Source organism: Paraburkholderia sediminicola, assembly GCF_046030555.1.
Lineage (GTDB): Bacteria > Pseudomonadota > Gammaproteobacteria > Burkholderiales > Burkholderiaceae > Paraburkholderia > Paraburkholderia sediminicola_E.
Map to the genome: position 1 here is coordinate 314265 of NZ_JAQQCH010000002.1, position 13292 is coordinate 327556.

11 protein-coding genes are annotated in these 13292 nt (G+C 61.3%); 10 read left to right on the top strand and 1 reads right to left on the bottom strand.

The annotated features are described in order from the left end of the window. Positions 1-136: 136 nt before the first annotated feature. Complete coding sequence (locus tag PQQ52_RS04635) at positions 137-1321, bottom strand: acyltransferase family protein (protein ID WP_408207732.1); 1185 nt, start codon at positions 1319-1321, stop codon at positions 137-139. 586 nt (positions 1322-1907) lie between these two features. Between PQQ52_RS04635 and PQQ52_RS04640 the strand changes: the two genes are divergently transcribed. From PQQ52_RS04640 to PQQ52_RS04685, 10 genes are all read left to right on the top strand, one after another. Beyond that, positions 1908-3014 (top strand): OpgC domain-containing protein, encoded by a 1107-nt coding sequence (locus PQQ52_RS04640; RefSeq protein ID WP_408207294.1) that lies wholly within the window; start codon positions 1908-1910, stop codon positions 3012-3014. Between the two features lie 86 nt (positions 3015-3100). Continuing rightward, positions 3101-4693: a tannase/feruloyl esterase family alpha/beta hydrolase gene (locus PQQ52_RS04645; RefSeq protein ID WP_408207295.1), complete on the top strand. Its 1593-nt coding sequence runs from the start codon at positions 3101-3103 to the stop codon at positions 4691-4693. A 445-nt stretch (positions 4694-5138) separates the two neighbouring features. Further along, positions 5139-6065 (top strand): STAS domain-containing protein, encoded by a 927-nt coding sequence (locus tag PQQ52_RS04650; RefSeq protein WP_408207296.1) that lies wholly within the window; start codon positions 5139-5141, stop codon positions 6063-6065. Positions 6066-6099: 34 nt separating this feature from the next. After that, a complete protein-coding gene (locus tag PQQ52_RS04655; protein WP_408207298.1) occupies positions 6100-6459 on the top strand; it encodes an STAS domain-containing protein in 360 nt (119 codons plus the stop codon). 41 nt (positions 6460-6500) lie between these two features. Next, positions 6501-6959: an anti-sigma regulatory factor gene (locus tag PQQ52_RS04660; protein ID WP_408207734.1), complete on the top strand. Its 459-nt coding sequence runs from the start codon at positions 6501-6503 to the stop codon at positions 6957-6959. Next, positions 6944-8017: an ATP-binding protein gene (locus PQQ52_RS04665; RefSeq protein ID WP_408207299.1), complete on the top strand. Its 1074-nt coding sequence runs from the start codon at positions 6944-6946 to the stop codon at positions 8015-8017. Before PQQ52_RS04660 ends, PQQ52_RS04665 begins: the two co-directional genes overlap by 16 nt. Next, positions 8017-9393, top strand: a complete 1377-nt coding sequence (locus PQQ52_RS04670; RefSeq protein ID WP_408207301.1) for a sensor histidine kinase — start codon at positions 8017-8019, stop codon at positions 9391-9393. The genes PQQ52_RS04665 and PQQ52_RS04670 overlap by 1 nt, the downstream gene beginning before the upstream one ends. Next, the gene (locus tag PQQ52_RS04675; protein WP_408207303.1) at positions 9390-11306 is read left to right on the top strand and encodes a hybrid sensor histidine kinase/response regulator; all 1917 of its coding nucleotides are present in this window, start codon (positions 9390-9392) and stop codon (positions 11304-11306) included. Before PQQ52_RS04670 ends, PQQ52_RS04675 begins: the two co-directional genes overlap by 4 nt. 288 nt (positions 11307-11594) lie before the next feature. Then, positions 11595-12521, top strand: coding sequence for an ABC transporter ATP-binding protein (locus tag PQQ52_RS04680; protein ID WP_408207736.1), 927 nt, complete (start codon positions 11595-11597; stop codon positions 12519-12521). Beyond that, a complete protein-coding gene (locus PQQ52_RS04685) occupies positions 12518-13279 on the top strand; it encodes an ABC transporter permease (RefSeq protein WP_408207305.1) in 762 nt (253 codons plus the stop codon). Before PQQ52_RS04680 ends, PQQ52_RS04685 begins: the two co-directional genes overlap by 4 nt. The last annotated feature ends 13 nt before the right edge of the window (positions 13280-13292 follow it).

Below are 13292 nucleotides of genomic sequence, written 5' to 3' on the forward strand. Positions count from 1 at the left end.
CAGTGGCTTATTTTTATCGTTCGGCCTGTTCAGTGCCCGCGTGTCGCGCAAGGTTCAAAGCAGCCGGCTAAGTGAGGCCGCATGATACCGCGCCCTTACGCAAGTCGTATGAAAGCGGAGCGTAAGAATCGGTTCTTCAAGCGGCATCTGAAGCGGCGTCTTCGTTTCTCATTGCACGCCCATTGCGAGCGGTAAACGTGGCCGGCGTTTGCGGGAGCGTCGAAGTTGCGGCGTCTACGGGCGCGCGCCGCGTTTTCAGGCGAAGAATGGGCGCTTCGATCAGCCGCCAGGACAGCATGGCCATCGTCAGCGAAATCAGGAACGAGGCGATAATTCCGGCGACGTGCGCCCATAGCGGCACAGTGCCGCCGAAGAGCGCCATGGCGTGGCGATTGCGGGTCAGGTCCGGAATCAGATTGTGATAGAGATAAAAGCCGTAGCTGATGCGCCCGAAGTTCACCAGCCAGCCGGTTTCAAGCAGGCCGATCACCGCCGCGTTACGGCAGCATGCAATCGAACACACAAGCGCCGCGATGCAGAGGCCATACAATGCGCTGATCATCGTGAAGGCAAGAGCGCTGCCCAACTGGCTCCACCTTGGCTCAGTCGCGCAAAACCCCACAAGGCAAACACTCAAAACGAACAGCGTCATGCCGTGCCCTAGCAGGACTCGCAAGCGGCTCGCTTTTCCAGCGATTATCAAGCCGCCAATCCCGCCCAGGGCCAGCAACCAGAAGTTGCTCAGGGGATGCGTATAGATGGTGATTTCCGGCCACTGTGCCGCGCGCATCGCCAGCAGCGAAACGAGTCCAACCGCGACGATCGCAAGGCATACTGCACGATGTCGCCGCGCCGCAACCAGCAGCAATAGCGGCGCAAACACGAGATAAAACTGTTCTTCGATCGCGAGACTCCAGAGATGCGAGTATCGGCCCGGCCAGTAATGCAGCACGGAGCCGATCCAGAAATTCGACAGATAAGCGAAATGAAACGGCATGCCGCCAGCCAGTTCCGGACTCGCCATGCCGAGCGCCATCAGCACGCACATCACAACCAGCATCAGGTAGTAAATCGGAAATATGCGCAGCGTGCGGCGAAACAGAAAACGCTTGAGTTCAGCGCCGAACCGACTGCCGTTTCTCTCGATGCGCGTGCGTTGCGCGGACAGAATGCCGATGATCAGAAAGCCGCTCAGTGCGAAGAAGATCCACACGCCGAGGTGACCGATCTCGCCGATCTCGCCGAATAGTCGGTGTTGAAAAAATACCATCAGGACTGCAATCGCACGCAATCCGTCGAAGCCGGCAATCCTGTTGTTCATGTGGACGTCTTCCAGTGCGAAGGCGGCGCGCACGGCGCTGCCGTTCAGGGCGATAGTGGAAGGACCGGAGCGCATGGGTGGCGGCAAAGTCAGCCACGGCAAATAGAAGGCGTCGCACCAACGCACAGCAAGCCAGGAGATCGAAGATCAGCCCGGCAGCGTGTCCGGTCCACATGAGTGGCCGCCGTCGAAGGGTGGCATCGCGCGAAACGCGGGATGCCCGACGGGCATGCATGAATTCATCCTACGATGAAAAAAAGCGAAAAAAATCGCGCGTCACAATCAGTGATTTTTTTTCGCGACCCTTACCGATTGCGCTCGCACTCGACGCGTTAAAGCCGCAAAACTTGCCGCAAGACTTTCCGCTAACTGAATGCGCGACGATCCAGTTTTACCGTACGCCGACATCTGGATTTCGGATTGCTGCCACTCCGCATGCATTTAGAGGGCGGTTGTCAGCGCGCGTCGACATGATGTACGGCAACGGTGGGAACGTTTTATTGTTATGGAGTTCCTACCGGAAACAAGGTTATACGGCCGCTTTTCACGGCGTATTGCATACGCACGCCATCTTACGAGAACCTGAATGGACACCCGCCGCGGACGCTCGATCGAAGTGGATTTCTTCCGCGGCGTCGTGTTGATTGTCATCGTGTTGGACCATATTCCCGGCAGCACGTTGTCGCATCTTATGTTGCACGCCTATGCTTTATGCGATTCAGCTGAAGTGTTCGTGTTCCTCGGCGGCTATGCGTCGGCGGCAGCGTATACGGCGGTGCTCGCGGGCCGCGGCGAGAGCGCGGCGAAGCTGCGCTTCGTCAGGCGCTGCTGGGAGATCTATCGCGCCTACCTGTTGACGGCCGTATTGACGCTGTTATCCGGCGCCGTCCTCGCGCTATTGCATCTGAACCAGCCGATGGTCGACCTTACCGGCTGGCAGCCGTTTGCCGTTCAACCGCTGCGTGAGGCGTTCGACATTGCTCTGCTGCGGCGCCAGCCGTATCTCTCGAGCGTACTGCCCATGTACGTTATCTTCGCGCTATTCGTGCCGTTCGTGGTGCCATTGGCGCGCCGCTCGTCACTCACGGCGCTGGGCCTGAGCGTGACAATCTGGGCACTCGCCCGGCCACTGGCCGCATTGTTCAGCATTGACGACGTGGCCGACTGGGCTTTTAATCCATTTGCATGGCAACTGATGTTCGTGCTCGGCATTCTGTGCCGGGTGCAACCCATCAGCGGGCGCTTCCACGCAACCCCCATGGCGCGCTGGCTCACGCGGGCCGCGGTGGTCGCGGTGCTGGCGTTCGCCATCGTCAAACTCTTTGTGCTGACGCAGCCGCTGCCCGGCGTGCATAAGCAGAACCTCTCCGTGGAACGCGTGATCAACTTTATCGTCATCGCCTGGCTCGCCGCGCAGTTCGTGCGCGTGGGCAGCATCGCGTGGCTCGCACAGCGGTTGCCGGCCGTGGTGACGGTCGGCCGTACCGGACTTGTGTGTTTCGTCGGCGGCACGCTGGTGTCATTGATTGTCGATACGGCGACGCCGCATACGTTCCACGGTTTTCGCGGCACGCTGATCGGACTCGGCGGCGATCTGGTCGCCATTGGCGCGGTGCTGATGATCGCGCGCGGCTGGAACGACTGGAAAGGGCAGCAGTCGCGCCCGGCCGCCAATGGCGCGGGTTACGGATGAAGGCGCGTGTGCGCCATGTGCGCCATGTGCGTTCCACGCTCGGTTCATGCACGGCCGTTACAGCCGTCGGTGCAGTGCTATGGTTGATGAGTGGCTCAGAGGCATTCGCCGCGCCCAGGGAAGCACTGCTCGCCATGCGTTGCACGGAATTCGCCGGCGCGGTGTTACCGCCTGAACTGATTGCGTTGCCCACTGCCGGCGTGCAGATCGAAAGCGCGGTGATGGTGGCGGCCACCGCGCCCGGCAATCAGCAGGGCGGCGAATATTGCCGCGTCACCGGCCGAATCAAGGCGCTCAAGGCCAGCACGCCCGACATTCGCTTCGACCTGAATTTGCCACGCCGCTGGAACGGCCGTGCGCTGCAGATCGGTGGCGGAGGCTATAACGGCGTAGTGGTGAGCGGTACGGGCGTGATGCCGTTCTCTCCGGATCGCGCACCGCTCGCGCAAGGTTATGCGACCTTCGGCGACGACTCGGGGCATGTGGGCAATTCATCGCTCGCGGTCTTTGGCCTTGTTGATGAAGCCGTGACGAATTTCGGCTACGCGCATCTGAAGAAAACGCACGACGCCGCCCTCGCGCTCATTGCGCGCGCCTATGGCCGGCCGCCGCAACGGATGTATTTCGCCGGTGGCTCGACGGGTGGCCGCGAAGGCTACACGGTGATGCAGCGCTATCCCGACGACTACGACGGTGTGATCGCCAATTCACCCGCGCTCAATTTTTCCGGCGTGCGTTTGATGGGCGTGAAAATCGGCCAGGCGGAATACGCGACGCCCGGCGGTTTCATCCCGCCACTGGTGCTCGAGCACGTGTATCAACGAACGCTCACGGTCTGCGACGGGCTCGACGGCGCGGTGGACGGCATCATCAGCGACGTTGCCGGATGCCGGAAGCACGAAGCGGAAATCATCGCCTCGTTGCGTTGCGCCGGACGTGCGCCGTCGCACGACGAGTGCCTCACCGATGCGCAACTCTCCACGTTGCTGACGATGCGCGACGGCCTCTCGTTGCCCTACAAACTGGCGTGGGACGTCACCGGCTATCGCGGCTACAACATCTTTCAGGGCACGCATCTGAGCGGCCTGCTCGGGCTCGCGCATCAACCCGAGCGCTTGCCGGTGCCGACCTTCTTCGCCAACGGCTACCTGTTCGCGCAGGGCGACGGCTATATCCGTTATTTCGTGACGCGGGACGCGGAGTTCGACTCGCTCAGGTTCGAGCCGCAGCATCCCGGCAAATATCGTGGGCAACTGATCGCGCTTTCACAGACGATCGGCGCGATGAACCCCGACCTTGCACGCTACATCGCACACGGCGGCAAACTCATTACGCTGCAAGGCCTCGCCGACGAAGTCATCAGCCCGAACCAGACGATCGCTTACTACGAAGCGCTGGTCGATCGCTTCGGCATCGACCAGGTCAATGCGTTCATGCGGCTCTACATGGTGCCGGGTTTTCAACACGGCAGCGGCGTATTCATTCCATCCGTGGATCTGCTGGGTGCGCTCGACAATTGGGTGACGCATGGTGCATCGCCCGAAACCTTGACCGCTACCGATATCGCGGCGGCGACCAACGGACGTTCGCGTCCATTGTGCCGTTACCCGCTGTTTCCCCGCTACAGCGGAAAGGGCAATGTGAATCTCGCCAGCAGCTTCGCGTGCGCCGAACCGTGACAGGTCCCTGCGGAATTTGCAAAAACGATTGCCGATAGATCAGGTGCAACCGTAGGTATCCGAAGTGATGCGAACCGATCGGACGGTATGGATAGGGACACCCATCAGATTGCGCAAACGTTTGGCTGCAGTGCAGCAACTGCGGCCGCGCGTCATGGCGGGTGTCAAGGGGACGGGTGTGATGGTGTTTCATTGCAGGAAATTGTTACCTGACTGTGCGCCGAGCTATCGCCGGTCCGTGTAAAAGCAGCCGATTAAAACCCTCCGCAAGTGCTTCCAGGATACGACCGATAGTGCTTGCATACGAATCGGGGCCGTAGCATTGTTAAGGCGTTCTAGCCCATGCTAGAGTCCAATGCGCCCTATCGGCAGCATGCTTGAACACGAGTAAAGTACACGGCCCGGCGCCCGCGCCGCCCGCTGATAAACGACTGGGGAAACTTGCATGGAAACACTCGGCGGAACGCGTCTCGCCCAACTATTCAACGAACGGCAGAGCGAGTTACTGGGCGAGTGGGTCGCCCAGCAATACGCAATCGCGGCGCGCCGCGGTGGTGTCACCGAAGCGCAACTGCGCAACCAGTTCGTGCAATTCGTCGCGTTAACCTGCACTGCGCTTGCAGCATCGGACCGTGTCGACTTCAGGACGCCGGTGTGGGACGACGTGCGGAGCCTGCTCGCTGAAGTGTCGACGCAACGCGCGCGGCAGGGTTTTACGCCCGTCGAAACTGCAATGTTCGTGTTTTCGTTGAAGGAGCCGCTCTTTGCACGCCTGCGTGGCGAACTGGCGGGCGATCCCGCCAAACTGGCGGAATTGACCTGGACCATCAGCGCGCTGTTCGACGCGCTCGGCCTTTACACCACAGAAGTTTTCCAGACGAGCCGTGAGCAGGTCATCGTGCGTCAACAGCAGGAGTTGCTGGAACTGTCCACGCCGGTCGTGCAACTTTGGGACGGTATTCTCGCGTTGCCGTTGATCGGCACGCTCGACTCGGCTCGCACCCAGGTCGTGATGGAAAGCCTGCTGCAGAAGATCGTCGATACCGGCGCCGCGATCGCTATCATCGACATCACCGGCGTGCCGACAGTCGATACCCTCGTGGCACAACATCTGCTCAAGACTGTGGCGGCCGCGCGGCTGATGGGCGCCGATTGCATCATCAGCGGAATCCGCCCGCAAATCGCGCAGACCATCGTTCATCTGGGTGTGAATCTGTCGAACGTGATCACCAAGGCCACGCTCGCTGATGCGTTCACCATTGCGCTGCAACGCACGGGCAAGTCCGTCCCGAACGCCGGTCGTCATGCCGAAGGCCCAGGTATGCCCCACACGCCTCTCGCATTGCGCGGCAACCAGTTCGTCGGCGACTGACGCCGGCTCACGCGACCACCAACCGGATCCGGCGATGGAACGCATTCCGATTTTGCGGATGGGCAAGCTGCTGCTTGTCACCATCCAGGTAGACATGCACGACCGTCTGGCGATGACATTGCAGGACGATCTGACTAGCCGTATCGTCAAAGACCGCGCCAAAGGCGTGCTGATCGATATTTCATCGCTCGACGTGGTGGATTCGTTCATCGGCCGAATGATCGGCGACACGGCCGCGATGGCGCGCGTCCTTGACGCGGAAACCGTGGTGGTCGGCATGCAGCCCTCCGTTGCGATTACGCTGGTCGAACTCGGTCTGGCGCTGCCCGGTGTGCGCACCGCTTTGAACGTCGAGAAGGGCATGGCGTTGCTCACGGGTACGGAACTGCTTTGAGCGCCATTCTCGGGCAGCACGGCAGCGTGCCTCTATCCTCCATGACGAGCAACGACAATGCGGCCGCCCCGAATGGTCCGACGGGTCCTGACGGCCTGCCGCCCGAGGAGACCATGCCGATCCGCTCGGACGAGCAGATTGTGCGGTTACGTCGCTTCGTGCGCGAGAAAGCCGTGGCGCTAGGCATGTCGTTAATCGATCAGACGAAACTGGTTACCGCGGCGAGTGAACTCGCCCGCAATACGCTCACCTACGGCGGCGGCGGTGACGTACACTTTTATCGCGTTCAGCGTAACGGCCGTGCCGGTTTGCGCCTCGAGTTCGTCGACAACGGACCGGGCATCGCCGACATTCAAAAAGCGCTCACCGACGGCTATACCAGCGGCAATGGCCTGGGTCTGGGGCTCGGCGGCGCGAAACGGCTGTGCGACGAGTTCGAAATCCGCTCGGCACCGGGCGCAGGTACTCATATTTCTGTGACGAAATGGAAGCCGTTCTGAACGGGACGAGTGCGCACCAACAGCGCTTCGAAATCGGCGATCCAAGCCAGGTTTCGTACGCGCGGCGCGGTATCGGTGAGTTGGCGCATAGCATCGGCTGCGGCGAAACGGTGATTGGCAAGCTGGCGATCATCGTGACCGAGTGCGCGACCAATCAGCTGAAACATGCACAGCGCGGAGAATTGCTTGTGCGGCCGATCAGCGAGACGGCGTTGCCGTCGCGTTACGGCATTGAGCTGCTCGCGATCGACAGCGGTCCGGGTATTCACGATCTGCACGCCTGTTTCGTCGACGGCTATACGACCGCTGGCAGTCCCGGCAATGGCATGGGCGCGATTCAACGCCTCGCCGACGATCTCGACATCTGGAGCGCTGCGGGTCTCGGCACGGTGCTGCGCATCGTGGTCTGGGCCGACTCCGGCTCGGCAGTCGCGGATCTTCGCGGGCCAATTGAGTATGGCGCGATCAATCTGCCGCTGCAGGGCGAGATGCTATGTGGCGACGCATGGACGTGCGGTTACACGGCGGGCGAATTCACGGTGATGGTCGCCGACGGACTCGGCCACGGCGCGTTGGCGAATAGCGCAGCCATTGCCGCGACCGATACGTTTGCCCGGCTTGGGCCCTCGAGCGTCGAGGACATCGTCGCGGCCTCGCACGAAGCGCTGCGGCCCACCCGTGGTGCCGCGCTCGGCGTCGCGCGGATCCCGGCGCAGGCCGCCGCGGACGGCACGCCCGGCGTCGCGCGCTTTTGCGGCGTCGGCAACATCGCCGCGAGTGTCTGGACACCCTACGGTCATCGCCATCTGGTGTCGCACGCCGGCATCGTAGGCCATCAGTTGCGCAAGGCCCAGGAATTTCAGGTCGACTGGCCGCAGGACGGTTTGTTGATCCTGCACTCCGACGGTCTTGCCACGCGCTGGGATCTGAATCGCTATCCGGGTCTCACGCTGCACCACCCGACCCTGGTCGCCGCCACGCTGTATCGCGACTTCACACGTGGTCGCGACGATGTCACGGTGTTCGTCGCGCGTACCCATCACGCGGAGCATCTCTGATGGCCGAAACGCTTCATGCGATGCCGATCGACAGTGAGTTCGCCGTGGTTGCCGCGCGCCGGCTCGCGCGCGAACTTGGCGAAGCGCTTGCCTTTACCGCGCAGGATCAAACGCGCATTGCCACCTCAGTGCTCGAAGTCGCGCGTACGGTGCTGAGCGCAACGCCGCACGGGCGCGCCGAATTTCTACTCGACGAAGCGAGCCGTCCGCCGGGCTTGCTGATTCGTTTCGTTGCGCCCGCAACCACGCTCGACCATCTTTCCGGGCAGGCTGCCGGTGCCGCGCGTGCCACCGGTGCCGAAGAACCTGCCGGCGCCTTGGGCGTGCTCGCCGCGCAGCGTCTGATGGATGCGTGCCTGTTCGAAGACGCGGCGGGTGACGCCGTCGTCACCTTGACCAAGCGCTTGCCCGAGCAGGTGGCGCGGGCTTCCGCCGCCGCCGTAGCCGCCGCCGCGCATGCCGAAGGCGCGGCCGCCTCGCGCACGCGAGATTCGTTCGATGAAGTACAGCGGCAAAGCCGCGAGCTGGTCAACGTGCTAGGCGATTTGCGGGAGCGCCAGGAAGAGCTGGTCCGGCTTACGCGCGAACTCGAAGACACCAATCGCGGGGTCGTCGCGCTCTACGCCGAACTGGACGAGCGCGCTGACCACCTGCGCCGCGCCGACGAAGCGAAGTCGCGCTTCCTGTCGAACATGAGTCACGAATTCCGCTCGCCGCTGTATTCGATCCGCGCGCTGTCCAAGCTGCTGATGGATCGCGTGGACGGCGAGTTGACCGACGAACAGGTCAAACAGGTGCGCTTCATTCGCAAGGCGGCCGAGGATCTGTCCGAAACTGTCGACGACCTGCTCGACATCGCGAAGATCGAGGCAGGCAAGATCGAACTGCGGCCCGCCGAATTCGAAGTCGCCAATCTGTTTTCAGCGTTGCGCGGCATGTTGCGTCCGCTATTGCCGGCGAGCGGCGTCGATTTGCTGTTCGATCCTTGCGACGATATCCCGCCGGTTTACGCCGACGAAGGCAAGGTCTCGCAGATTCTCCGCAATTTCATATCCAATGCACTAAAGTTCACCGAACAGGGCGAAGTGCGGGTGCGCGCGCAATATGACGCTGCTCAACAGATCCTGACCTTCTCGGTGAGCGATACCGGCATCGGCATTGCGCCCGAACATCAGCAGAGCGTATTCGAAGAATTCGAGCAGGTGGAAAACCGCCTGCAGACCTATGCGAAGGGCACCGGCCTGGGTCTGCCGCTGTGCAGCAAGCTGTGCAAACTGCTGGGCGGCACGGTCGGGCTCGAAAGCGAACTGGGCAAAGGCTCGACCTTTACCGCGACCATTCAGGCGTATACCCCGGCGAAAAACAATCTTCCATGAGCGACGCGACCAACACTCTGATATTGAACGTCGACGACAACGACGGCGCACGGTACGCCAAGAGTCGTATTCTGTCGCGCGCGGGCTTCGTGGTGATCGAAGCCGCCAACGGCACCGAGGCGATCGAACGCGCCCGCCTCTCGTTGCCCGACCTCGTGCTGCTCGACATCAAGCTGCCGGACATCAACGGCTTCGAAGTGTGTCGTCAGATCAAGTCAGCGCCGGAAACCGCCGGCATTCTTGTGCTGCAGATCTCCGCGGCGGCCGTGCAGAGCACAGACAAGATTCGCGGTCTCAACGGCGGTGCCGATAGCTATCTGACCGAACCGATCGAACCCGCGGAGTTGATCGCGCATGTGCGCGCCCTGTTGCGGGTGCGGCGCGCGGAAGGCGCATTACTTGAAAGCGAAGAACGCTTTCGCCAGATGGCCGAAAATATCGACGACGTATTCTGGATGCTTGACCCTTCAACCGATCGGTTGCTGTATGTGAGCCCCGCGTATCGTCGGCTATGGGGCGACGAAGCGTTTGCACCGCATCCAACTGCGGGTCACTGGGCGGGACGTATTCATCCGCAAGACGAAGCTGCGGTCGAGACCGCATATCGCGCGCTGGCAACCGGCGTACCGTATGAGATCGAATACCGTATCGCGCGGCCCGATGGTGAAACCCGCTGGGTTGCCGAACGCGGCTTTCCGGTGCGCGATGCGCGCGACCGCATCTACCGGCTGGCCGGTATCGTCAACGATATCTCGGAGCGCAAGGCCAACGAAATGGCGCTGCGCGACGCTGATCGCCGAAAGGACGAATTCCTTGCGATGCTCGCACACGAGTTGCGCAACCCCTTGGCGCCGATCCGCAATGCCATCGAGTTGCTCGATCCGAGCCGCTCGCCTTCGCCGCAGAACTTCGATGCGATGCGCGCGGTGATCGGTCGCCAGGTCAAGCATTTGAGCCGCCTTGTCGACGATCTGCTTGACGTGGCGCGGATCACACAGGGCAAGATCACGCTGCGCCAGGAAATCGTTGGCCTCGCCGCCGCCATCGACGCGGCGATCGAAACGGCTGCACCCACGCTCACCAGAAAGGGGCACACGCTCAGAACGCAGATGCCTGATGAGCCGCTTTTCATCGTCGGCGATGGCGTGCGGATCGCGCAGGTGCTCGGCAATATCCTCTCGAACGCGGCGAAGTACACGCCGCAAGGCGGCGAGATTGTCATCGACGTTCGCGAGTTGCACGACAACGTGCAGATTAGCGTGCGCGATAACGGCGTCGGCATTGCTGCAGAGACACTTCCTCATATCTTCGATCTGTTCGTGCAGTCCGAGAGTTCGCTCGAACGCTCCGAGGGCGGGCTCGGCATCGGCTTGCCGCTGGCGCGTACGCTGGTCGAACTGCATGGCGGCCGGATCGAGGCATTTTCGGCAGGCACGGGGCAGGGCAGTGAATTCATCGTGAGCTTGCCGCTGACTCGCCTGTCGCAAACTGAGCAGCCGGTCGTCACCGCGCCTATTCCCGTGCCGCAAGGCGCGGGGCCGGCGCTGCGCCTGCTGCTGGTGGACGACAGCGTCGATGGGGCCACCGCGATGGCGCTCCTGCTTGAGTCGGATGGCTATGACGTGCGCATCGCGCACGAAGCCGCGCATGCGCTCGAGATCGCCGCACAATTCGGACCGGAGATCGTTTTGCTCGATCTCGGTTTGCCTGGCATGGACGGCTTTCAACTCGCGCAGGAGATGCGCCAGCGCGCGGCTACGGCGAATGTGTTGCTGATAGCAGTGACCGGCTATGGGCAGGCGGCCGACCGTCAGCGTTCACATGAAGCGGGCTTCGATCATCATCTGGTGAAACCGGTGTCGTCCGAAGAAATTCAGCGTGTGATTGCCAGCCGCTTTCCCGGCCGGGCATAGTCAGGCGGCAATTTTCCATCCTTCGCTATGCGGCATGGCCGCGCTGGCCGCGACTTTCACCGGATCGGTACGGAAGCCGAATTATTTTGCACTGCAGCGAAACAGTCGGCTTTCCGCTTCTCTATCCCATGCCCGCGAGATTCATCTGAGACCCTGGCAGGCCCCTGCGTCCGTCGCAAATCGACGGTACGCTGCACGTTTTCGCACTTTCCATTACATTGCGGATGCGGTCGCGTATTCGCACTGCCTTCCTCCAATCAAATACCGGTGTCTGCCATCGTCGAACTCATGCAGCCAATCGTCTCGGTCACGAATCTGTCGAAAACCTATGCCACAGGTTTTCATGCACTCAAAAACATCAATCTGGCGATCAACCGCGGGGAAATCTTCGCCTTGCTTGGGCCCAACGGGGCGGGCAAAACCACCCTCATCAGCATCATCTGCGGCATCGTCAAGGCAAGCGTTGGCAGCGTCATGGTGGACGGCCGCGACATCGCCGTGGACTATCGTGGCGCGCGTTCGCTGATCGGCCTCGTGCCGCAGGAGCTCACCACCGACTCGTTCGAAACCGTCTGGGCAACCGTCTCGTTCAGCCGCGGACTGTTCGGCAAGCCGAAAAACCCCGCTTACGTCGAAAAGGTGTTGCGCGATCTGTCGTTGTGGGAAAAGCGCGATAGCAAGATCATTACGCTGTCGGGCGGTATGAAGCGCCGCGTGCTGATCGCGAAGGCGCTCTCGCACGAACCGCGCGTGCTGTTCCTCGACGAACCCACCGCCGGTGTCGACGTGGAATTGCGCCGCGACATGTGGAAACTGGTGCGCTCGCTCGCCGCGAGCGGTGTGACGATCATTCTCACCACTCACTATATCGACGAAGCCGAGGAAATGGCTGACCGCATCGGCGTGATCAATGCGGGCGAGATCATGTTGGTGGAAGAGAAGACGGAGTTGATGCGCAAACTCGGCAAGAAGCAGCTGACGCTGCAACTGGAGAGTCCGCTCGCGGAGGTGCCGCCGGCGCTGACCGGTTATGGGCTGGATGTCGCCAAGGGTGGCAACGAGTTGATCTACACGTATGAGGGCGAGGGCGGACGTACCGACATCATCGCGCTGCTCAAAGCGCTCGACGACGCCGGCATCCGCTTCAAGGATCTGCATACGACGCAAAGTTCGCTCGAAGACATCTTCGTCAGTCTGCTCCGAGGTAACCAATGAATATCTACGCAATCCGCGCGATCTATAAGTTCGAGATGGCGCGCACCTGGCGCACGCTGATGCAGAGCATCATCGCACCGGTGATTTCGACTTCGCTTTACTTCGTCGTATTCGGTGCGGCAATCGGTTCGCGTATCAAGGAAGTGGATGGCATCAGTTACGGCGCGTTCATTGTGCCGGGTTTGATCATGTTGTCGCTGCTGTCGCAAAGCATTTCGAATGCCTCGTTCGGGATTTACTTTCCGCGCTTTACCGGCACGATCTACGAGTTGTTGTCCGCGCCGGTGTCGTATCTGGAGATCGTCGTGAGCTATGTGGGCGCGGCGGCCACCAAATCGATTCTGCTCGGCTTGATCATTCTGGCTACCGCTGGGCTGTTCGTGCCGCTGCAGGTGCTGCACCCGTTCTGGATGATTCTGTTCCTGGTGCTGACCGCTGTCACGTTCAGTCTGCTCGGTTTCATTATCGGCATCTGGGCAGATAGCTTCGAGAAGCTGCAACTCGTACCGCTCCTGATCATCACGCCGCTTACGTTCCTCGGCGGCAGTTTCTATGCGGTCAATATGCTGCCGCCCTTCTGGAAAATCGTGACGCTGTTCAATCCGATTGTTTATCTGGTCAGCGGATTTCGCTGGAGTTTTTATGGCCTCGCCGATGTGGATGTCGGTGTCAGCCTCGGTATGACCGCGCTGTTTCTGGCGGTGTTTCTCGTGATCGTCGCGTGGATCTTCAAGACCGGGTATCGGCTCAAGAGCTGATACAGGATGTGCG